The sequence below is a fragment of the Aeromicrobium sp. genome (genome assembly GCF_047606445.1).
In the GTDB taxonomy this organism is placed as follows: Bacteria; Actinomycetota; Actinomycetes; order Propionibacteriales; family Nocardioidaceae; genus Aeromicrobium.
The window spans coordinates 1-20,342 of the sequence record NZ_JASGEK010000053.1; the positions used below are offsets into that span (position 1 = coordinate 1).

The 20,342-nt window shown below is 69.0% G+C and carries 19 protein-coding genes; 7 read left to right on the top strand and 12 right to left on the bottom strand.

Annotation, left to right across the window (positions count from 1 at the left end; genetic code table 11):
• Nucleotides 1–195: 195 nt before the first annotated feature.
• The 7 genes from QM621_RS09895 to QM621_RS09925 all read right to left on the bottom strand — a co-directional run bounded on the left by QM621_RS09895 (nt 196) and on the right by QM621_RS09925 (nt 8,172).
• Nucleotides 196–600 (bottom strand): hypothetical protein, encoded by a 405-nt coding sequence (locus QM621_RS09895; RefSeq protein WP_414990213.1) that lies wholly within the window; start codon nt 598–600, stop codon nt 196–198.
• A 45-nt stretch (nt 601–645) separates the two neighbouring features.
• Nucleotides 646–1,749, bottom strand: a complete 1,104-nt coding sequence (locus QM621_RS09900) for a PP2C family protein-serine/threonine phosphatase (protein WP_414990214.1) — start codon at nt 1,747–1,749, stop codon at nt 646–648.
• Entirely contained in the window at nt 1,746–2,582 is an 837-nt protein-coding gene (locus tag QM621_RS09905; protein WP_414990215.1) for an Fpg/Nei family DNA glycosylase, read from the bottom strand. The genes QM621_RS09900 and QM621_RS09905 overlap by 4 nt, the downstream gene beginning before the upstream one ends.
• The gene (locus QM621_RS09910) at nt 2,575–3,045 is read right to left on the bottom strand and encodes a ribose-5-phosphate isomerase (RefSeq protein ID WP_414990216.1); all 471 of its coding nucleotides are present in this window, start codon (nt 3,043–3,045) and stop codon (nt 2,575–2,577) included. Before QM621_RS09910 ends, QM621_RS09905 begins: the two co-directional genes overlap by 8 nt.
• Before the next feature lie 66 nt (nt 3,046–3,111).
• Entirely contained in the window at nt 3,112–6,291 is a 3,180-nt protein-coding gene (locus QM621_RS09915; protein ID WP_414990217.1) for a GEVED domain-containing protein, read from the bottom strand.
• 115 nt (nt 6,292–6,406) lie between these two features.
• Nucleotides 6,407–7,027, bottom strand: coding sequence for a disulfide bond formation protein DsbA (locus tag QM621_RS09920; protein WP_414990218.1), 621 nt, complete (start codon nt 7,025–7,027; stop codon nt 6,407–6,409).
• Entirely contained in the window at nt 7,024–8,172 is a 1,149-nt protein-coding gene (locus tag QM621_RS09925) for a glutamate--cysteine ligase (protein WP_414990219.1), read from the bottom strand. The genes QM621_RS09920 and QM621_RS09925 overlap by 4 nt, the downstream gene beginning before the upstream one ends.
• A 90-nt stretch (nt 8,173–8,262) precedes the next feature.
• On the opposite strand from QM621_RS09925, the gene QM621_RS09930 reads away from it, so the two are divergent.
• Nucleotides 8,263–8,937, top strand: a complete 675-nt coding sequence (locus QM621_RS09930; protein WP_414990220.1) for a class I SAM-dependent methyltransferase — start codon at nt 8,263–8,265, stop codon at nt 8,935–8,937.
• 109 nt (nt 8,938–9,046) lie between these two features.
• Here QM621_RS09930 and QM621_RS09935 read toward each other — a convergent pair whose 3' ends face one another.
• The 3 genes from QM621_RS09935 to QM621_RS09945 all read right to left on the bottom strand — a co-directional run bounded on the left by QM621_RS09935 (nt 9,047) and on the right by QM621_RS09945 (nt 12,558).
• Nucleotides 9,047–10,108 carry a hypothetical protein gene (locus QM621_RS09935; protein WP_414990221.1) on the bottom strand — a complete coding sequence of 354 codons (1,062 nt, stop codon included), beginning with the start codon at nt 10,106–10,108 and terminating at the stop codon, nt 9,047–9,049.
• Between the two features lie 11 nt (nt 10,109–10,119).
• Complete coding sequence (locus tag QM621_RS09940; protein WP_414990222.1) at nt 10,120–11,346, bottom strand: DNA cytosine methyltransferase; 1,227 nt, start codon at nt 11,344–11,346, stop codon at nt 10,120–10,122.
• 477 nt (nt 11,347–11,823) lie between these two features.
• Nucleotides 11,824–12,558 (bottom strand): phosphotransferase, encoded by a 735-nt coding sequence (locus tag QM621_RS09945; RefSeq protein WP_414990223.1) that lies wholly within the window; start codon nt 12,556–12,558, stop codon nt 11,824–11,826.
• A 43-nt stretch (nt 12,559–12,601) separates the two neighbouring features.
• Between QM621_RS09945 and pepN the strand changes: the two genes are divergently transcribed.
• Entirely contained in the window at nt 12,602–15,130 is a 2,529-nt protein-coding gene (gene pepN / locus QM621_RS09950; protein WP_414990224.1) for an aminopeptidase N, read from the top strand.
• An 88-nt stretch (nt 15,131–15,218) separates the two neighbouring features.
• Nucleotides 15,219–15,917 (top strand): DUF3800 domain-containing protein, encoded by a 699-nt coding sequence (locus QM621_RS09955; protein WP_414990225.1) that lies wholly within the window; start codon nt 15,219–15,221, stop codon nt 15,915–15,917.
• Nucleotides 15,918–16,071: 154 nt separating this feature from the next.
• Here the strand turns inward: QM621_RS09955 and QM621_RS09960 are convergent, their stop codons facing one another.
• Nucleotides 16,072–16,323, bottom strand: coding sequence for a hypothetical protein (locus QM621_RS09960; RefSeq protein WP_414990226.1), 252 nt, complete (start codon nt 16,321–16,323; stop codon nt 16,072–16,074).
• Nucleotides 16,324–16,355: 32 nt separating this feature from the next.
• Between QM621_RS09960 and QM621_RS09965 the strand changes: the two genes are divergently transcribed.
• Together QM621_RS09965 and QM621_RS09970 are read left to right on the top strand one after the other, a co-directional pair.
• Complete coding sequence (locus QM621_RS09965; RefSeq protein WP_414990227.1) at nt 16,356–17,234, top strand: mechanosensitive ion channel family protein; 879 nt, start codon at nt 16,356–16,358, stop codon at nt 17,232–17,234.
• A 28-nt stretch (nt 17,235–17,262) separates the two neighbouring features.
• Nucleotides 17,263–17,658: a globin gene (locus QM621_RS09970; RefSeq protein ID WP_414990228.1), complete on the top strand. Its 396-nt coding sequence runs from the start codon at nt 17,263–17,265 to the stop codon at nt 17,656–17,658.
• Here the strand turns inward: QM621_RS09970 and QM621_RS09975 are convergent.
• Nucleotides 17,655–18,377 (bottom strand): acyl-CoA thioesterase, encoded by a 723-nt coding sequence (locus QM621_RS09975; RefSeq protein ID WP_414990229.1) that lies wholly within the window; start codon nt 18,375–18,377, stop codon nt 17,655–17,657. The two genes, QM621_RS09970 and QM621_RS09975, sit on opposite strands and share 4 nt — an antisense overlap.
• 141 nt (nt 18,378–18,518) lie before the next feature.
• Here QM621_RS09975 and fabG point away from each other — a divergent pair, with 141 nt between their 5' ends.
• A complete protein-coding gene (gene fabG / locus QM621_RS09980) occupies nt 18,519–19,274 on the top strand; it encodes a 3-oxoacyl-ACP reductase FabG (protein WP_414990230.1) in 756 nt (251 codons plus the stop codon).
• Between the two features lie 5 nt (nt 19,275–19,279).
• The gene (locus QM621_RS09985; protein WP_414990231.1) at nt 19,280–20,299 is read left to right on the top strand and encodes a phosphotransferase family protein; all 1,020 of its coding nucleotides are present in this window, start codon (nt 19,280–19,282) and stop codon (nt 20,297–20,299) included.
• Nucleotides 20,300–20,342 lie beyond the last annotated feature (43 nt).

The following is a 20,342-nucleotide window of genomic DNA, read 5'->3' on the forward strand; positions in this document are numbered from 1 at the left end:
TCAGTGCGTGTGTTCATGCTGCAAACTCCCGACCATCACGCGACGTCGCGACCGCAGGTGCGACGCCGTGGTCGACGACCAGGGTGAGCAGAGCGCCGTTTGTGGCAGTGCGCTGCCTTCCAAGCAGGATGTTGCGGGTTCGAGTCCCGTCGTCCGCTCCGCCGCCCCCTTCCGGCCCGACGGGAGGGGCGTTCCTCATCTCCCCCGGTGGCGGCCGCCGAGGTCGCCGCCGAGCGCCCGTTCGACCAGGGGGACGCAGACCTCCTGCGCCCGCTCGAAAGTCGCGACCGTGGGCGACGGGTCGGCGATCAGACCGGCCGTGCCGAGGATCGCGCGGGTGATCTCGAAGACCTGCCAGTTCAACGCCCGCTGGAACACCCGCAGCTGCGCCGGACGGTCGAAGGCCTTCGCAGGCCTCATCGACGCGCTGACCCGCCGATAGTCGACGCCGGAGTCGGCGACCAGCACGATCGACACACCCGTGGCGAGGTTCAGCCACTCGACGTCGACCCGATGGTCGCGGGTCAGACGCCGCGTGACCAACGCCTCCTCCCACCCTTCGGTGAGCCGTGCCGAGATCGACCGCGTCCAGTAGTCCATAGCCGATCATCGCAGGAGACCGGCGGCCTGTCCGAAGAATCCGGGTCAGGCCGTGCGTTCGAGGATCAGCACCGCGCGGTCGTCACCCCGAGTGTCGCTGGACGCCAGAATGCGACGGGGGGCGTTGTCGAAGCCCTCCGCGGCGACCGGGCCGGCGACCTGGCGCAGCCATTCGATCCCGGACCCCACGTCGCGCTGTCGCGACTCGACGACCCCGTCGGTGTAGAACATCAGCGCGTCGCCCGGGTCGAGCTGGCCCGACGTCTGCTCGAAGCCGGGGAACTCCTGGATGCCCAGGGCGAGCCCGTGCGCGCCGTCCACGATCCACTCCCCGCCGAGCGCGTCCCACCGCATCGCCGGCGGATGGCCCGCGTTGAGGATCGAGTACGCGCCGCTCTCCAAGTCGACCAGCACGTGGACGGCGGTCGCGAAGCCCTCGTCCCACCGCTGGCGCAGCAGGAAGTCGTTGGCGGCGGCGAACAGCCCCTGCGGCGGCAGCGCGCCGATCAGCCCGCCGAGCGCCCCCGCGAACTGCAGCGACTGCGAGCCCGCGCCGACGCCCTTTCCGCACACGTCGACCAGGATCATCTCCAGATGCCGCTCGTCCTTCGACAGGTTCGCCACGAGGAAGTCGCCGGCGAAGTTGACGCCGCCCGCGGTGTCCATGGCCGACTGACAGCGCCACCCCTCGGGCAGCGGCGGCACCTTGCTCTGCGACTGCAACCGGTCGCGCAAGTCGACGAGCATCGCCTGGCCGAGCGGTCCCGGCAGACCGGACCGCTGACGGCTGGACTGGTACAGGATGATCGCCGTCGAGACCGACATGAGCGTCATCGACGTGGCCCGTGCCGTGGTGATCGGCCCCTCCGCGACGACCGTGACGACGCTGAACACCGCGACGACGCCGACCAGCCCCACCAGCGGCCAGAAGCGCAGCAGCAGCATGCCGAGCAGCAACGGCACGTAGAAGCCGCTGATCGGCATGCGGTCGTAGTCGATCAGCGAGATCGTCAGGAACACCGCGGCCAGCGCCACGATGAACGACAGCACCATGACCTGGCCCTCGCGCGAGCCGCTGCGCCACCGCATGACGGCGTCGTGCAGTCGGTCGGGGAACGCGCGCAGGAGGCGGCGTGCGGGGGTGCTCACACGGCGACCCTATCCGGCCTCTGGCACACCCGGCACCAGAACAGCCGACGCCCGTCGAGATCGCTCGTCGAGACCGGCGTCCCGCACACCCAGCAGGGCTGTCCGTCGCGCCGGTACACATAGACCTCTCCCCCGTGGTCGTCGACGCGCGGCGGACGTCCCATGGCCTCCGGCTCGTGCTCGGGACGCACCGTGTCGATGCGGTTCCGCTCGACGCCGACCCGCATCAGCGCGACGAGGTCGTCCCAGATCGCCTGCCAGGTCGCGTGGTCGAGCCCGTTCCCCGGCAGCAGCGGGTCGACGCCGTGGCGGAACAGCACCTCGGCCCGGTAGACGTTGCCGACCCCGGCCAGCACCGACTGGTCGAGCAGCAGCGCGGCGACCGGACGCCGGGACCTCCGCATCCTGGCGAAGGCCCGCTCGGGGTCGGCGTCGGCGCGCAGCGGGTCGGGGCCGAGCCGGTCGAGGACGGCGTCCATGCCCGGCGGCGTGACGATCTCGCAGACCGTCGGGCCGCGCAGGTCCGCGGTGACCGGCGGGCCGGAGCGCGCCGAGGCGGTCAGCCGCCAGCGCACCTGGCCCACGACGTCGTGCCGCCCGCCGGGCATGAGCCGCAGCGACCCGTACAGGCCGAGGTGCACGTGGACCTTCCACGGGACGTCCTCGACGCCGACGAACAGATGCTTGCCCCACGCCTCGCTCACGTCGAGCCGACGCCCGTCGATCCGGCCTGCGGCGAAACGGCCCTGCGGACTCGACGAACGCACCCGACGTCCGGCGAAGGCCTCGGTCAGGTCGGCGGCGAGACGGTGGAGGGTGTGCCCCTCAGGCACTCGCGTCGGGGAAGGAGCCGGTGTCCTCGTAACCGAGCAGCAAGTCGATGCGGCGCTGGTGCCGCGCCTCCTCGCTCCACGACGTGGTGAGGAAGGCCTCGACGATGGCGACGGCCTCCTCGGTCGAGTGCATGCGCGCGCCGACCGAGACGACCTGGGCGTTGTTGTGCCGACGGGCGAGCGAGGCGGTCTCGGTGCTCCACGCGAGCGCCGCGCGGATTCCCTTGACCTTGTTCGCGGCGATCTGCTCGCCGTTGCCCGAGCCGCCGAGGACGACGCCGAGGGAGCCGGGATCGTCGGCGACGGCCCGCGCGGCGTCGACGCAGAACGGCGGGTAGTCGTCGAGCGCGTCGTAGGCGAACGCGCCGTGGTCGACCGGCTCGTAGCCGTTCTCGGCCAGCCAGGCCAGCAGGTGGGTCTTGAACTCGTATCCGGCGTGGTCCGCCGCGACGTGAACGCGCATATCTCCATCCTGTCAGCGCGAGGAGGGGAGCCTCACACGAGGCTCCCCTCCCTCGGCGACTCTCGGTCAGACGCTCGCGCGTCCCCGGACGCGGGCCGCGACGAAGGCGACGCCGCCCAACAGGATCAGCAGCAGACCCAGCTGGACCCACCACGGCGTCACGCCCGAGCCCGTCGTCGGCAGCTCCGGCCCCGGCGTCTTCGTGGACACCTCCGACGCCGCGCTCTCGAACACCCCGCCCGTCGGATCCGTGCCGACAGCCGTCGCCACATTGTCGACGCTGCCCCGTTGCACGTCCGCGCCCGTCACCACGTACGGGTCGGCCGTCACCGTGACCTCCTCCCCCGGCAACAGGTAGAAATTCTGCGGGTCCAGACCCGTCACCTTCGTGTCCTCCACCACGATGTCGCTCATCGTGACGTTGCCGGTGTTGACCACCAGGAACGAGTAGTCGATCGTCTCGCCCTCGTCGGCCAGGCCGTTGCCGTTCTCGTCGTCCAGGTCCGCCGACTTCTCGATGCTCAGACCCGGCACGCGCTCCGGCCCCGGCACCTCGTTCTCGTACTCCGCCGTCTCGAACTCGCCGCCGGCCGGCGTCGTGCCCGTGGCGGTCGCGGTGTTGTCCACGCCGCCGGCGTCCACGTCCTCCTGCGTCACCACATAGACCACCGGGCCGAAGGTGTGCTCCGCTCCCGGAGCCAACACCTCGAGCACCTCGTCGGAGGCGGCCGCGATCTTCGGATCGTCGACCGACACGTTCGTCAGCGGCACGTTGCCCGTGTTCTCGACGTCGAAGAAGTACAGGATCGTCTCGCCGACCTCGGCGGTGCCGTTGTCGTTGCTGTCCTGCAGCTCGGACCGCTTCACGATGGTCATGTCCGGGTCGGCCGGGACGGCGAGATGGTCCTCGACCTCGCCGCCGATGGCCGGGCCGATCGGCGACAGCGCGTCCTCAGCGATCTCGCCCGAGAACAGCCGGAAGCGCGCGAGGGCCTGCTGCGACGCCGGCAGGGTCATCGCCGGGAGCGTCACCGCCTGCGGACCCGAGGCAGTGCCCGCCGGAATCACCAGGCTCACCAGCTCGCCCGCCTCGAACGTGCCGCTGTCGTCGACGTCGATCCACGCCGCCAGCGTCGCCGCCTCGTCGGTCGGTTTGGTGACGTTCACGGTGACGTCCGTGGCCACGCCGTCGGCGACCGCCAACGGGTAGAGCAGGCCGTCCTCGTCGTTGGCGCCCGCCGGGACGATGTCGTCGCCGTTCGCCGTGGCGGTCGGCGTCGCGTCGTCCTCGACGTCGACCGTCGAGCCGAGCATGAGCGGCGCGACGCCGGTGTCGGCGTCGAGGCCCACCGCCCGGTGCGCCGCGCCGTTCGCGGCTCCCGACGTGGTGCCGTAGGTGTCCGGAGCGTCGCCGAAGTCGTCGCACGGCTGACCGAAGTTGTCGATCCACGTGGCGTCCGAGCCCGAGCGGCCCTCCACCGAGATGATGAACCGGTCCACGTTCGCCAGGACCGCGCTGAACTCGTCGGCCGTCGGCGGGTCGGAGTCCATGTCGACGCCCGTGCCCGAGACCACCCCTGTGCGCCACTGCTCCGGGTCCATCGGCACCCGCACCCGGTTCCACGTGGTGGAGTCGGTGATCTGATCGCGGAAGTTGTACCAGTAGCGCTCGCCGTTGTTGCCGACGACCGCGACGTAGATGTTGAACCCGATGCCCGTGTCGTTCAGATAGTCGAACTGCAGGACCTCGCTGGGGTCGTCCAGGAACGAGAAGTCGCTGCTGTAGCCGTTCTCGGCGAACTCCGGCGTCCACACCTCCGTCCAGGTGCCGCCTTCCAAGTCGGCGCTGTAGATCGACGGGGCCGGGTTGCCCTCGTCGTCCACCCAGTCGACCGACTCCTCGGGGATGCTGATCGTCACGCCGTCCTGCTCGACGGTCGCCCGGCGCCAGGTCTCGCTCTCGGCCTCGTCGTCGAAGGTGATGAGGTCGGAGCAGCCGCCGAACAGCGGGTCGCCGAAACCCAGCTCGGCGTCGCCGGGCGGGGTGACGCCGACCGCGTCGGTGATGTTGCCCGAACCGTTGACGTAGGTGGTGTCCTCGTCGGCGTCCTCGGGCGTGATCACGTCGAACTGCAGCGTGCAGAACTCCTCGCCCTCCACGAGGTCGCCCGACAGGTCCACCGACGTCGACCCCGCCACAGCGCCCGTCTGCGCGCCGTTCGTGCACGTCGTCGAGAAGTTCGGGTTCGGGGCGACCTCCAGCCCCTCGGGCAGCTCGTCGGTGAACGACCACCCCTCCTTCGCCGCCAGCTCGGAGGTGTTCGTCACCGTCAGCCGGACCGTCGAGACGCCGCCCGGAGACGTCAACGGGGACACGAACTCCTTGTCGATCTGCGGCGACACGTCGACGAGCTTGATGTCGTCGAAGGAGTGGTCGTTGCCGATACCGCTGCCGTTGGCGTTGCGGATCACCAGATACGGGTTCTGCGCGTGGTCCCACAGCACGGGCTCGGGCGCGGTGAAGGTGGCCGTGCCGGAGCTGCCGGTGCAGGCCTGGACCGGGGTGCTGTTCAACGGCACCGGGTCGCTCCCGCCGACGTCGGTGATCCCGTTGTCGTCGTCGAAGTAGAAGTTGAACTTGGGGGCGCCGGCGCCGTTGCCGCCGTTGGCGTTGCAGTTGATCGCCGCGACGTTCACCGAGAAGGTCAGGAACCGGTTGCCGACCGGCGTCGCCGTGGTCACCGGGCCGTTGGTGGCGAACTCCACCAGATCCGGTCCCGGATTGGGGGTGGTGCCGCCGGTGTAGGCCGAGACGGCGTGGTTGGCGGTGCCCGTGCCGTTGAGGGTGCCCAGATAGCCCGCGAGGTTGCGTATCTGGTTACGGGAACCGCTGTCGCCCACGCCCAAGGCGATCAGGGTCGAGTTCGGCGTGTACGGCGACGCCACGATCCCGTTGTAGCTCGACGTCTCGGCCCACGCCCCCTCCGCCGTGTAGGTATTGCCGTCGACACCGGTGAAACCGCCCACCAGCGCGACGCCTCCGGCGGCGTTCTGGGTGTCGGAGAGCACCCCCTGCCCGTACCCTTCACGCCCCTCGAAATCCTCGTGGAACACCGCCACGCCCGGCTGCGGGACGCCCGGCGTGCCGGGCACGGACATCGCAGGCGAGGCGGTCACCAGCGGGATCACGACGGCGGCGGTCGCGGCCAGGGCACCGGACGCTGTGACAGACAGGAGCTTCTTCACGGGCACCTCACCAAGAGACGTATCCCCCCGGAAACCCAGGAGAAGTCGCACCCATCCTAAGACGTTCAGTCAGCTCTCAGCAAATCTTCTGCGAGAGCCCGCCCGTCCGCCTGCCTCAACTGAAGTCGAGGTCTCCATGGCGGGTGCGCTTGAGCTCGAAGAAGTCCGGGTAGCCCGCCAGCGCCCGCGCGCCGTCGAACACCGCTCCGGCGGTCTCGCCCTTCGGGATCGACTGCAGGACCGGGCCGAAGAAGGCGACGCCGCCGACCTCGACCACCGGCGTGCCGACCTCCTCGCCGACCTTGTCGATGCCGACCTGATGGGAGTCGCGCACCGCCTGGTCGAGGAACGTGTCGTCGGCCGCGGCGGCCAGCTCGGCGGGCAGGCCGATCTCGGCGAGCACCTCGGCGAACAGCTCAGGTGAGAAGTCGCGGCCCTCGTTGTGCCGCTTCGTCCCGATGGCCGTGTAGTAGTCGCGCAGCGCGTCGGACCCGTGGGCGGCCTCGACGGCGACGCCGAGACGGACCGGCCCCCAGCCAGCGGCGATCATCGCGCGGTACTCCTCGGGCACGTCCTTGTCCTCGTTGAGCACCGACAGGCTCATCACGTGGAAGACGGTGCGCACGTCGCGGACCTTCTCGACCTCCAGCATGAAGCGGGAGGTGATCCAGGCGAACGGGCAGAGCGGGTCGAACCAGAAGTCGACGGTCTCAGCGGTCGTCTCAGCAGCAGTCATACAGGCGGCAACACCGGGCGGCCCGTGCGCATTTCCTCCACGAGCGCCGAGACCACCGCGTCGAGCCGTCCGCCGTTCGCCGCGGCCACCGCCCGCTGGCGCTGATAGGACGCGCCCCGGGCCACGATCTGCTCCACGCCCGCCAACTCGTCGGCGCAGCCGAGGTCGTGCGCGACCGGCTCCAACACCCGCAGCCAGCGGGCGAGGTCGTCGGTGACCAGCTGCTCGTCGGCGTCGCGGTCGAGGATCAAGATGGCGTCCATGCCGTAGCGGGCGGCCCGCCACTTGTTCTCCTGGATGAACCACGGCGGCATCATCGGCAGCTCGCGCCCGGCGTCGAGCTCGCGGGAGTAGTGCTCGACCAGACAGTGGGTCAGCGCCGCCACGCTCAACAACTCCGGCAGGCTCGGGATGCCGTCGCAGACCCGCACCTCCAAGGTGCCGAACTTCGGCGAGGGCCGGATGTCCCAGCGGATCTCGTCGAAGACGTCGATGACGCCGGTGCGCAGCATGTCGTCGACGTAGCCCTCCAACTCCGGCCAGGTGTCGAACTGGAAGCCGAGGCCGGCGGTGGGAAGCTGCTGGAACATGAGCGCCCGGTTGGAGGCGTAGCCGGTGTCCTTGCCGCCCCAGAACGGCGAGGAGGCGCTGAGCGCGAGCAGGTGTCCGTAGTGGCCGTGCAGCGCGTGGGCGATGGGCAGGACTTTGTCGCGGTCCTCGACGCCGACGTGCACGTGGACGCCGTAGATGAGCATCTGCCGGCCCCACCACTGAGTGCGGTCGATCAGCTCGGCGTAGCGCTCTTTGTCGGTGACCTTCTGCATGTCCCAGCGGGAGAACGGGTGGGTGCCCGCGCACATCAGCTCGACGCGCAGCCGGTCGGTCACGGTGCGGATCAGCTCGATGCTCTGCTCCAGGTCGCGCCCCGCCTCGGCGACCGTGCGGGAGACGCCCGAGACCACCTCGACGGTGTTCACCAGCAGCTCTTGGCGGATGTGCGGATGCTGGCCGCCGCCGACCGGCGCGACGGCGTCGAGCACATACTCGGCGACCTGGCGCAGGTCGCCGGAGTCGGCGTCGACGAGGGCCAGCTCCCACTCGATGCCGACCGTCGATCGCTCCGAGGCGGCGAAGGGGACCGTCATGGGGACCATCCTGCCTGAGACGGTGGTCGCGCGTCGCCTCATTCACTCCGTGAGACGAGTCTCGCGGTCGTCGCTCACTATGCTTCGTCCATGGCACCGCATGACGCCGACGGGTCCAGCCGGTCGTGGCAGCGCGACCACCCCTGGGCGATCGTCTACGACCGCATCTCCACCGACCCCCGGCTCGGGGCCCTGCTGTGGCGGATCGGCGTCGGGTCGGGGGTCGGGGTGCTGCACCGGATCGCCGCCGCCGAGCTCGCTGAGCTGCCGGCGGGCGCCCAGGTGCTCGACATCCCGTGCGGTGGCGGTATCGCGCTGCGCGACCTGCCGCGCGACCATCGGCTCCGCTATCTCGCCGCCGACATCTCCCCGGCGATGCTCACCCGCACGCGGGGCGAGGCGCGCGCCCTCGGCCTGGACGGCGTCGAGACGGTCGAGATGGACGTCGGCGACCTGCCGCTGCCCGACGACTCGGTCGACCTCGTGCTCGCCTTCACGAGCCTGCACTGCTTCCCCGACCCGCGCGCGGCGGTCGGCGAGTTCGGGCGGGTGCTGCTGCCTGGTGGACGGCTCGCGCTGAGCACGATGGTCACCGACGGCCCGCTGCGCTTCCGCGGCCTGTGGGTCGGCGGCCGCGTGGCGGGCGTGCTCGGCCCCGGCTGCTCGCGGGTCGAGTTGAAGCGGTGGCTCGCCGAGGACGGCTTCACCGACGTCGAGGTGCGACCGGCGGGCGGCCTGACGTACGTGACGGCGACCCGGAGCTGAGACGGCAAAGCGGTGGTTCAACTCCTTGTCTGGGCTCGTTGGCTTTCGTTGGTCGCGACGTGCTGTCCCACCACATTTTTGCCACATGTGTTGTCCCGGACCAGTACAGTCACTCGATCCCCGGCAGGAAGTCCCCGCCTTCGTCGGGGATGGCGTCGGACGCGTCGTCAGGATCGGCGATCTGGTCCCTCTCGATCGTGACGCTGGACCAACCAATGTCCACACGAATCTGGCTTCCCTGGTCACTCAAGGAGAGCGACGGCAATGGCTCATCCTCATCGAGGGCGAAGTAGATCTCATCAAGAGGCTCACGGATGTACTTCTCTAGGAAGACCGCCATCTCGGGTCCAGCCTCAGCCTTCAGATGGGCCCACGCGTCGTCACCGATGTAGGTCTCCCCACCGTTCGCACGGAAGACCCGGATCAACTCGTCGAGCTTCGGGTTGGGAGTCGGGTCGAGAACTACGAGCACGGGGGTGAACCCGGAGTCTTTGGCTTCGGCGGGGAACTGCAACTCCTCGCCCCATCGGCCCTGCCCGCTCGCAGCGATGGTGATACGAAGTTTGATCTCATACACGCAGGCCCCCTTCAGACAGTCGACCTGTCGGCCGCCCTTGCCGGACGCCCGCCGTACTGGGCTCTTGGCTGCTGAATACGGGACGCCGCCTATCGCTCCCGCAATCACAGGCTCGAAGAGATAGCCGGTGTCCTGGGCTGCCCGGTTATCAAGGTCGTACAACCACTTGCGCCAAACCAATAGCGCTGCCAAAGGGGCTGGTTCTACCTGCCCGTATTGGAGGAGCCCACGGGGAGCAACCTGATCCATCGAGGCCAGCGGCTGAGATGCCAGAACCCTCTGATACTTCAGTCGAGCTTTGTGAATGGCGGCTGCGCACGCGACGAAAGTCTCGGCCTCAGGGTTCGCTCGTATGAGCGTCTCGTAGAGGTCGCGAGGATCATCGCCGGGAAGTTCGAACGCCAGGCCGAACTCGGGGTCATACAGGTTCGGAACTTCGTCAGGCACTGGTAGCGCCCCTGTAAGGTCGAGATCTCTTGCCGCGATGAAGATCAACGCACGCACAGCGTCGTCTGATAGCGCGACGGCCTGTCCTGACGATGAGGTCTGGCGCAGCTTCGTGTAGGCGGCAGACTGAGCTGTTGTGAGTGCCACAGTGAAGGTCCTCAGAAAAGGGCCAGCGCCGGTTGGGAAATGCCGTAGCGCTGCTCAACCAAGTCGACGACGCGGGTGAGAGCCGGGCTCATGGCCTCCGCGTTGGTACTGCGGAAGTCAACCACCTCCCCAGAAACCGACCCCTGGGGTTCAGCGAGTGTGTCCTTGACCGCCGACGCCAACTCGGCTGCGAACTTAGGCGGGATCGCGTTGCCGATCATAGTCGCGATCTCAGACTTAGTGCCAAGGAACTCGAAGCTCGCAGGGAACGTCTGCAATGTCGCCGCTTCCCTGAGGGTGAGCGTCCTGTCCTGCGTCGGGTGGACGAACTCCCGGGTGGCCGCGCCTGTGATCGCCTTCGAAGGCTCATCCGCACGGAGCCGTCTCAGGCCGATCGGCGCACCACCGCGCCGCTCAGTCGGCATGCCGTCACTGACCCGCCGATTCGCTCGCGCACTCCAGCTTCGGTGCTGAAGATGTTCTGGAAGGTCACGCATGGTCTCCCCCTGCCGCAACGCACGGATACGTGCGAGCTCCAGTTCCCCTGGCTCGCGGACCTCGGCAATCCGGTCGTCCGGCCGCACTGGCACTCCAGCCAACGCTTGGCCGGAGGTAGCAGTCGGCGGGAGACCCGCTCCGACTCGCCACACACCGGGCGCTCCCGTTGCGCTGTTCGTGGGAACTAGTCGGAGCGGATGACGACCGAGAGCGGCAAGAACGATGACACGCTTCCTGAGCTGCGGAACGCCGAAGTTGGCAACATTCAACTTCTCAAGACGGATGGTGTATCCCGCCTCGAACAGTGGGTCCAGGAGGTCCGTGACGAACCTTCCTTCTGACGCGGTAAGAAAACCTTCGACGTTCTCGAACACCACCACGGGCGGTCGAATCTCAGCCGCGAGGCGCGCATACCAACCCACCAGCGTGTTTCGCTCGTCGTTCGCGGCTCGCGCGCCCGCTGACGAGAAGCCCTGACAGGGCGGGCCACCGGCGATGAGATCCGGGGCCACACCGCCACTCGCTGCGACGATGTCGGCTGCCGACAGATCGCGAATGTCGACCTCAGCGAAGTCGTGGTCCGCGAAGTTCGCCCGGTACGTGGCGGCTGCGGGCGACCACACATCAGACCCGAGCCGCACGTCGAACCCGCGATCGGTCAGCCCACACGCCAACCCGCCAGCGCCCGAGAACAGATCCACTGCTCTGGGCGTCGAGGAGACGGTAGGCGCGACATCCATGCTTAAGACCCTATCGAGGGGCACCGACAGAAATGTGGCACGCACCGCCAATCCGATGGAAGCGCCCTATCTCGCCGACGGCTTCGTCGTCGCAGAGTGCGGCGTCGTCGCCGTCAGCAGGCAACGGGCCACGCCTCGGCGACGACCACGCTGAGCACTTACACCCGGGCGCTGCGGACAAGGGTCGAACCATGACGGCACCCGGATATGGGGACTTCCGGCTCCCGGAAGCCCGAGCAGGCAGTTGAAGACCGCCGTCGAAGCACTCGCCGCCCCACGCCGTGACCACCTCCGCGGCGAAGCCGACCAGGCTCCGCGTGACGACGCGCAGCGCATGGGACTCGGCTTCGCCGACCTGTGCGAACACCCCCCACCGACCGTCTGACCGACGCTGGCGGACTTGACCCGAGGGTGACCCCCTTCGAGTTGGGAGCCTCAGGGACTGCCTGACGGGCGTCGGACGGCGAGTCGCTGGGCTCAGGTCGCGTTCCAGAGACTCCGGTAGTAGTCGAGGCGCTCTCGGTCGGGTTCGACGCCGTACGCCTCGATGAGGGCGTCCTCCCAGCCGGGGCCGTAGTTCCGCACTGTGCTCGTCGAAGCCACGGCGAGGTCGGCCCACCGGTCGGCGACGCCGAGCAGGGCGAGGTCGACGTGTGCCAGCCAGTCTCCCTTCGCGTCGAGCAGCGTGTTGGGGCAGCAGGCGTCGCCGTGGCAGACGACCGGCCGATCCGTCTCCGGCGCGCGGCGAAGGCTCTCCGGAACGGCGATCCCCCGCCGCTCGGCGTTGGCGATCCGCGACTCGACGCCCCAGTCCCACCGGCAGCCCACGACCGGCAGCGCGTCGTGCAGCGCCCGCAGCCCCCTGCCCACCGCCGCCACAGCGGTCGCGGGCTCCGCGATCCAGCGGGGGTCGACCGCGCTCGCACCGTCGATCGCGGCCGTGACCAGCCACTCGTGCTCGTCGTCCTGCCCCTGGTCGAGGACGCGCGGCACGCGCGTCCAGCCCGCGGCCCACGCCATCCGCTCCGCCTCGTCGCGCAGGGCGAACTCGAGATTGCGGGGTCCCCATTTGATGTAGAACCGACCCTCGGGGCCGGTCGTGCGGAAGGTGAGTCCGCCGTAGTCGTTGCTCCACACGCACACGACGTCGGCGCCGCAGGCGAGGCGACGCACCCGGTCCGGCGCCGCGACGGGACCTGTCGGAATCGTCACCTCGTCATCCTCTCGCGACCTCCCGCATGACACGATCGGAACCATGCCCGGCACCAACCTCACCCGTGAAGAAGCCCAGCAGCGCGCGTCGGTCGTCTCCGACGCCTCATACGACGTCGCGCTCGACCTCACACTAGCTCCGACCGAATCGGGCGACGAGCGATTCGGCTCGGTCACCACGCTCACGTTCTCCGCCACCCCCGGCGCGGCGACCTTCGTCGACCTCGTGGACGCCGAGGTCGAGTCGATCACGCTCAACGGCGAGACGGTCGACCCCTCCGCCTACGCCGACAGCCGGATCGCGCTGACCGGCCTCCAGACGAGCAACGAGCTGGTCGTGGCGGCGCGCTGCCTCTACTCCCACTCGGGCGAGGGACTGCACCGCTTCGTCGACCCCTCCGACGACAAGGTCTACCTCTACACCCAGTTCGAGGTGCCCGACGCCCGCCGCGTGTTCGCCACCTTCGAACAGCCCGACCTCAAGGCCGAGTTCACCTTCCACGTCACCGCGCCGTCGCACTGGCAGGTCGTGTCGAACTCCCCCACCCCCGAGCCGACCCCGGCGGGCGAGGGCACGGCCGTCTGGCATTTCGCGCCGACCAAGAAGATGTCGACGTACATCACCGCGCTGGTCGCCGGCGACTACCACGTCGTGCGCGACACCTACTCCGGCGAGTTCGGCGAGATCCCGCTCGGCGTGTTCTGCCGCCAGTCGCTCGTGGAGCACCTCGACGCCGACGACATCTTCCTCATCACGAAGCAGGGTTTCGAGTTCTTCGAGGGCGCCTTCCGCATGGGCTACCCGTTCGGCAAGTACGACCAGCTGTTCGTGCCGGAGTACAACATGGGCGCGATGGAGAACGCGGGCTGCGTGACCTTCCGCGACGAGATGATCTTCCGCAGCCGTCAGACCGTCGCCGCCTACGAGTCGCGCGCGAACACGATCCTGCACGAGATGGCGCACATGTGGTTCGGCGACCTCGTGACGATGAAGTGGTGGGACGACCTCTGGCTGAACGAGTCGTTCGCCGAGTTCGCCTCGCACCACGCGCAGGTCAACGCGACCCGCTTCACCGACGCCTGGACCGGCTTCACCAACAGCCGCAAGAACTGGGCCTACCGCCAGGACCAGCTGCCCTCGACCCACCCCATCGCGGCCGACAACTACGACCTGCACGCGGTCGAGGCGAACTTCGACGGCATCACGTACGCCAAAGGCGCGTCGTCGCTCAAACAGTTGGTGGCATGGGTGGGCGAGGAGGACTTCTTCGCGGGACTGCGCAGTTATTTCGCGAAGCACGCCTACGGCAACACGACGCTGACCGACCTGTTGGTCGAGTTGGAGGCGGCGTCCGGGCGTGAGCTGACGTCGTGGGCGGCCGAGTGGCTGCAGACCACCGGCGTCAACACGCTGGCGTCGGACTTCGCCGTCGGCGGGGACGGCGCGTTCACGTCCTTCGCGGTGACCCAGACCGCGCACCCCGACCACCCGACGCTGCGCCGCCACCGGATCGCCATCGGCCTGTACGACCTGGTCGATGACTCTCTCGTGCGCACGGAGCGGATCGAGACCGACGTCGAGGGCGAGCGCACCGAGATCGCCGAGCTGGTCGGGACGAAGCAGCCCGACCTCGTGCTGCTCAACGACGACGATCTGACCTACGCGAAGATCCGCCTCGACGAGCGCTCCTTCGCCACGCTGGTCGGCCACATCGCGTCCTTCGCGGAGTCGCTGCCGCGCGCGCTGTGCTGGGGCGCGGCCTGGGACATGACCCGCGACGCCGAGCTGGCGTCGAGCGACTTCGTCGACCTCGTGCTGGCGGGCGTCGGCACGGAGTCCGACCTGGTGGCGGTCGGCTCGCTGCTGCGGCAGGGGCTCGGCGCGGTCAATCTCTACACGCCGGAGGCGCAGTCCGAGGAGTTGGCCGAGCGCTGGGAGTCAGGGCTGCGGGCGCTGGTGGAGGCGGCCGAGCCGGGCAGCGACCACCAGTTGGCGCTGGTGCGCGGCTACGCGGGCGCGGCGCGTTCGCCTGAGTTCCTGAACACGCTGCTGGCCGGCGAGTTGGACGGCCTCACGGTCGACGCCGACCTGCGGTGGACGCTGGTGTCGGCGCTAGCCCGGATCGGCGTGGCCGACGAGGATGTCATCGCCGAGGAGCTGCGCCGCGACGACACGAACTCCGGCCGCGAGCGGGCGGCGGGCGCGCTGGCGCTGCGGCCGACGCCCGAGGCGAAGGCCGAGGCGTGGCGCCGGGCCGTCGAGGATCCTTCGACCCCGAACGAGACGCGTCGCTCCATCGCCGGCGGCATCCAGGTGACCGGCCAGGCCGACGTGCTCGCGCCCTATGTCGAGAAGTACCTGTCGATGGCCGAGACGGTGATCGACGAGATGGGCGTGTGGATCGGCCAGATCGCGCTGATCAACCTCTTCCCGAACGCCAACCCGAGCGCCGAGACGCTGGAGCGGGTCGACGCCTGGCTGGCCGAGACGACCGCCCCGGCCGCCGCTCTGCGCTACGTCCGCGAGGGCCGCGACGACCTCGCCCGCTCCCTCCGCGCCCGCTCCCGCTGAACCGAATGGTGTCGCTATGACTATGTGAAATAGTCATAGCGACATCGCTCGACTGCTTCGTGTCCGTCCCCTGCCACAGAACGGACCGATGCTGCTCACCTATGCCGATGAGTCTTTCTCGCCAAGGCTGTTCCTCATCGCCGCTGTCGTCGCGACTCCGGAGCAAGTGAAATCGCTATCGGAGGCCCTTGACGACCACGTGGCATCTCTGTCCGCGTCACACACCGCCCTCCACTACCGAGAAGAGCTACATGGCTATGAGGTGTTCCACGGCAAGAAGAACTGGTCCACGCTCGCTCCTCGGCAACGTGTCCGTGTCTTCATCGACGTGTTCGACCTCATCGCCGCCTCTGGCGTCCGGATCGTGATCCGCGGGCTGGATGTCACAGCACACCGATCTCGACACGCGAGTCCTCGTCCGCCCTACTCCGTCGGCCTCACCAGGATCTTTGAGGAGATCCAACTCATCGCTGAGAACGAGAACGACCTCGCGCTGCTCATCTGTGATGAGTACCACAAGGATGACCGCCACCGGAAGTTACTGACGGACTACCGTCGTTGGACCACGCCTTCCGAGAAACCCGTCGAGATCGACCGCATCATCGACACGATCCACTTCACTCCATCGCATGAGAGCCGCCTGATCCAAGCCGCTGACATGGTCGCCTTCATCCGCCTACGGAAGGTGGACATCGACTCACCGGACCCCCGTGAGACGCGAGCGATCCGACAACTATGGAACACCATCGACCGCTGTCTCGTCACCGATCGCGTGGAGATCCCCTGAACGCACGACGACCCCGCACGGGGCGGGGTCGAAGGCGATACGGGAGGCCAAGGCATCCTGCGTGACAAACTCTAGTGCTTCTGGCCGACATCTTCCAGTCTTCCGTTCACTGCCTGCCCAGTTTCGAAGGACACCGAGCCGATGTCGGAAAGACTCAGTGCGCGTTCTCGGAGCCCGGGGCGGGGGCGGTGTAGTTCTTGCGCGACAGCGCGAAGGCGATCACCCAGATGACGGCGAAGAGCGCGCCGGGGATGCCGACGAGCAGCACCAGGTAGCCGAGCACGTCGAGCGGCTCCTTCTCGACCTCCCACGTGTTCGGCGCGTCGGCCAGGGCGGCCGCCGGGGCCATGACGAGCATGACGAGGACAGACGTGACGAGGGCGAGCAGGCGCGCGGGAGTCGGCATGGCGTCATCCTACCGGCCCGTACGCTGGCGTCATGCCGGACCTCGACCTCACACTGCCCGACGGAAAGCTCTACGAATACCTCGTCGAACGGCCCGCAGGCGTCCTCGTGATCGTCCTCATCGCGGTCGCCGTGCGGTGGCTGGTCAAACGCTTCATCCGCCGCGTCGTCAAGAAGGCCAGCCAAGGCAGCGTGCCCGGGGTCCTGGCGAACTCCAAGGCCGGCGAGCTGCTCGCCGACCTGCGCCCCGGAGCCTCCGAGCGGCGTCAACAGCGCGCCCGTGCCATCGGCGACCTGCTCGTCTCGATCGCCACGCTCGCCATCATCACCATCGCCGCCGTCATGGTGCTCGACAAGCTCGGCTTCAACATCGCTCCGCTGCTCACCGGCGCGGGCATCCTCGGCGTCGCGCTCGGCTTCGGCGCGCAGACCCTCGTCAAGGACTTCATCGCCGGCGTCTTCATGATCTTGGAGGACCAGTACGGCGTCGGCGACTCCATCGACCTCGGCCACGCCAACGGCACCGTCGAGGCGGTCGGGCTGCGCGTCACCCGGATGCGCGACGTCAACGGCACCGTCTGGTACGTGCGCAACGGCGAGGTCGTCCGCGTCGGCAACCAGTCGCAGAACTGGGCGCGCACGGTGCTCGACATCACCGTCGCCTACGAGGCCGACATCGACGAGGTGCAGCGCATCCTCGCCGAGGAGGCCCACGCGCTGTGGGAGGACGAGACCTACCACGGCGTCATCATCGAAGAGCCGGAGGTGTGGGGTGTGGAACGCTTCTCCACCGACGGCGTGGTCGTGCGGGTCGTGCTGAAGACCGCGCCGCTGAAGCAGTGGCTCGTCGCCCGGGCGATGCGGCAGCGGATCAAAGTCCGTTTCGACGAGACCGGGATCCGCATGCCATGATCGAGGACCAGCGTTACGAGGAGAACCAGTGACGACGACCTTCTACGAGGAGATCGGCGGCCGCGCCACCATCGAGCGGATCGTCCAGGTCTTCTACGAAGGCGTCGCCGACGATCCGCTGCTGCGTCCCATGTATCCCGAGGAGGACCTCGGCCCGGCCGCCGAGCGCTTCACGATGTTCCTGGAGCAGTACTGGGGCGGCCCCACCGCGTACAGCGAGCAGCGCGGACATCCCCGCCTGCGCATGCGGCACGCGCCCTTCCCGGTCACCCCGACGTCGGCGCGGCGCTGGCTGACGCACTTCCGGGCGGGACTCGACGCGGTGTCGCTGACGCCGGAGCAGGACGCGGCGTTCTGGGACTACGTCGTGCGGGCGGCGAGTTTCATGGTCAACACGCCCGAGCCGGACCAGGCCTCGTCTTAACCGTCCTTCCCCCACTCGGCCACATAGGCCCGCTCGGACTCGCTGAGCGCCCGGCCGGACTGCGTCGCGACGTCGAAGCCGACCAGGACCGCCCGGCTGCGCGCGAGCACCCGGTCGCCGTCGCGCCACTCCGCAGCGAGGGTGAACGACTTCGTCCCGACCCGCTCCACGCCCATCACGAACTGCCACGGCTCGGGCCGCCAGCAGACCGGCTCGCCGAAGACGACCTCGAGCCGGGCCAGCACGAGCTGTCCCAGCCGTCCGTCCGTCCACCCCTGGGACATCGCGATGATGCGGGCCTCCTGAAAGTACTCGAAGACCTGCGCCGCCTCGACGCGACCGGACGGGCCGAGGTCGCCCCGGCGTCCCCGGAAGGGCACGGCCACGCCGTCCAGCTGCGGGTCGCCCAGCCGTCCCGGCACGCCCAGCTCGGTCTCGACGCGGGCGAAGACCACCCGGCTCCCGTCGACCTCCTGGGCGATCTCCTGCCGGAGCAGCGACCCGTCGACCTCCTGCCCGACCAGCACCGGACGCTTCGACAGCTGCATCGGCAGGGCGAAGTCGACCGCGATGCGCGTCGGACGCAGACCTCCGTCGATCACGCCGTCGTCGACGAGCGCAGCGCGGGCCTCCTCGGCGTACGCCAGGTACACGATGTTGTTGACGTGGTTCAGCTGGTCGATGTCCGCCCAGCGCATCGGCAGTCGGTAGGTCGTCACGCGACGATCATCGCGGGCGGTCCCTCGCCCGGGCCCCCGGGGTCTCGAAGGCTCCCTCCCGCAGGGTCGGGGAATGCGCTACCGTGCGCAGTGAAGCTAAGCAAGCGCTTAGCCGCCTCCCCTCACTTCCAAGGAGAACCCGTGACTGAGACTCGCACCGCGATCGTCACCGGCGCCGCCCGCGGCATCGGCGCGGCCACCGCCCAGCGCCTCGCCGCCGACGGCCACCAGGTCGCCGTCCTCGACCTCGACGCCGAGCAGGCCCAGGCCGTCGCCGACCAGATCAACTCAAGCGGCGGCAAGGCCCTCGCCCTCGCCTGCGACGTGTCCGACGCCGCGAGCGTCGACGCCGCCGTCGCGCAGATCGCCGAGGAGCTCGGCGCGCCGACCATCGTCGTCAACAACGCCGGCATCATCCGCGACAACCTGCTGTTCAAGATGACCGTCGAGGAGTGGGACCTCGTCATGGCGGTCCACCTGCGCGGTGCCTTCAACACCGTCAAGGCCGCCCAGAAGTACATGGTCGAGGCGAAGTTCGGCCGCATCGTCAACCTGTCCTCGACCTCGGCTCAGGGCAACCGCGGCCAGGCCAACTACTCCGCGGCCAAGGCCGGCGTCCAGGGCTACACCAAGACCCTCGCCATCGAGCTCGGCAAGTTCGGCGTCACCGCCAACGCCGTCGCCCCGGGCTTCATCCAGACCGACATGACCGCGGCCACCGCCGAGCGCATGGGCGTGGCCTTCGACGACTTCATCGACTACAACGCCAAGCAGATCCCGGTGGCCCGCGTCGGCCAGCCCGAGGACATCGCGCACACGGTCTCCTTCCTCGCCAGCGAGGGCGCGGGCTTCGTGTCCGGCCAGGTCATCTACGTCGCCGGCGGACCGAAGGACTGATCGCCATGGCTGAAGCGGTCGACGGGCTCGACCTCCCCGCCGTCGGAGCGTGGCTCGCCCAGCAGGTCCCCGGCCTGCTCGGCGAGCCGCTGAGCGCCTCGCTCATCACCGGCGGCAAGTCGAATCTGACCTATCGGATCACCAACGGACAGACCGAGGTCGTGCTCCGTCGACCGCCGCTCGGCCACGTGCTGGCCACCGCGCACGACATGGGCCGCGAGCAGCGGGTCATGTCGGCGCTGGCCGACACCCCCGTGCCGGTGCCCGTCGTCCACGCGCACTGCGAGGACGACAGCGTCACCGGCGCTCCGTTCTACGTCATGTCGTCGGTGCCCGGCACCCCGTACGCGCGCGCCGAACAGTTGGAGCCGCTGGGTCCGGAGCGGGTGCGCGCCATCGCCGACCGCCTCGTCGACACGCTCGTGGCGTTGCACGCGGTCGATCCGGCCGACGTCGGCCTGGGCGACTTCGGCCGCCCCGACGGCTACTTGGAACGTCAGCTGCGCCGCTGGAACAAACAGCTCGACGCCTCGCGCAGCCGCGACATCCCCGGCATCGACGAGCTCGTCGCGCGCCTCGAGGCGCAGCTGCCGACCACTTCCGACGCCGCCATCGTGCACGGCGACTACCGGCTCGACAACGCGCTGATCGACGAGCATGACCAGATCACGGCAGTGCTCGACTGGGAGATGAGCACGCTCGGCGACCCGCTCACCGACGTCGCGCTGATGCTGGCCTACCAGCAGATGTCGATGGTCGAGGGCGGCTCGCTCGTCACCGACGCCCCGCGCGCCCCCGGCTACCCGAGCCCCGAGGAGATCTTGCGGCGCTACGCCGAGGGGTCCGGCCGCGACGTCAGCTCGATGGGCTTCCACCTCGGGCTCGCGTTCTTCAAACTCGCGGTCATCTTGGAGGGCATATACTTCCGCTTCAACCAAGGCCTGACCGTCGGCGACGGTTTCGAGGGGATCGGCGAGGGCGTCTTCGCCCTGGTCGCGGCGGGCCTGGAGGCCACGAAGTCCTGAGGCGCGGCCTTCGCGCGGCGGCTCAGCCGACCCGCCGCGCGAA

Coding starts and splice junctions, on each gene's coding strand:
- QM621_RS09920 (WP_414990218.1), bottom strand. CDS start 7,027: ATGACTGCTGCTGAGACGACCGCTGAGACCGTCGACTTCTGGTTCGAC.
- pepN (WP_414990224.1), top strand. CDS start 12,602: ATGCCCGGCACCAACCTCACCCGTGAAGAAGCCCAGCAGCGCGCGTCG.
- QM621_RS09965 (WP_414990227.1), top strand. CDS start 16,356: ATGCCGGACCTCGACCTCACACTGCCCGACGGAAAGCTCTACGAATAC.
- QM621_RS09910 (WP_414990216.1), bottom strand. CDS start 3,045: ATGCGCGTTCACGTCGCGGCGGACCACGCCGGATACGAGTTCAAGACC.
- QM621_RS09940 (WP_414990222.1), bottom strand. CDS start 11,346: ATGGATGTCGCGCCTACCGTCTCCTCGACGCCCAGAGCAGTGGATCTG.
- QM621_RS09985 (WP_414990231.1), top strand. CDS start 19,280: ATGGCTGAAGCGGTCGACGGGCTCGACCTCCCCGCCGTCGGAGCGTGG.
- QM621_RS09925 (WP_414990219.1), bottom strand. CDS start 8,172: ATGACGGTCCCCTTCGCCGCCTCGGAGCGATCGACGGTCGGCATCGAG.
- QM621_RS09930 (WP_414990220.1), top strand. CDS start 8,263: ATGGCACCGCATGACGCCGACGGGTCCAGCCGGTCGTGGCAGCGCGAC.
- QM621_RS09895 (WP_414990213.1), bottom strand. CDS start 600: ATGGACTACTGGACGCGGTCGATCTCGGCACGGCTCACCGAAGGGTGG.
- QM621_RS09955 (WP_414990225.1), top strand. CDS start 15,219: ATGCTGCTCACCTATGCCGATGAGTCTTTCTCGCCAAGGCTGTTCCTC.
- QM621_RS09960 (WP_414990226.1), bottom strand. CDS start 16,323: ATGCCGACTCCCGCGCGCCTGCTCGCCCTCGTCACGTCTGTCCTCGTC.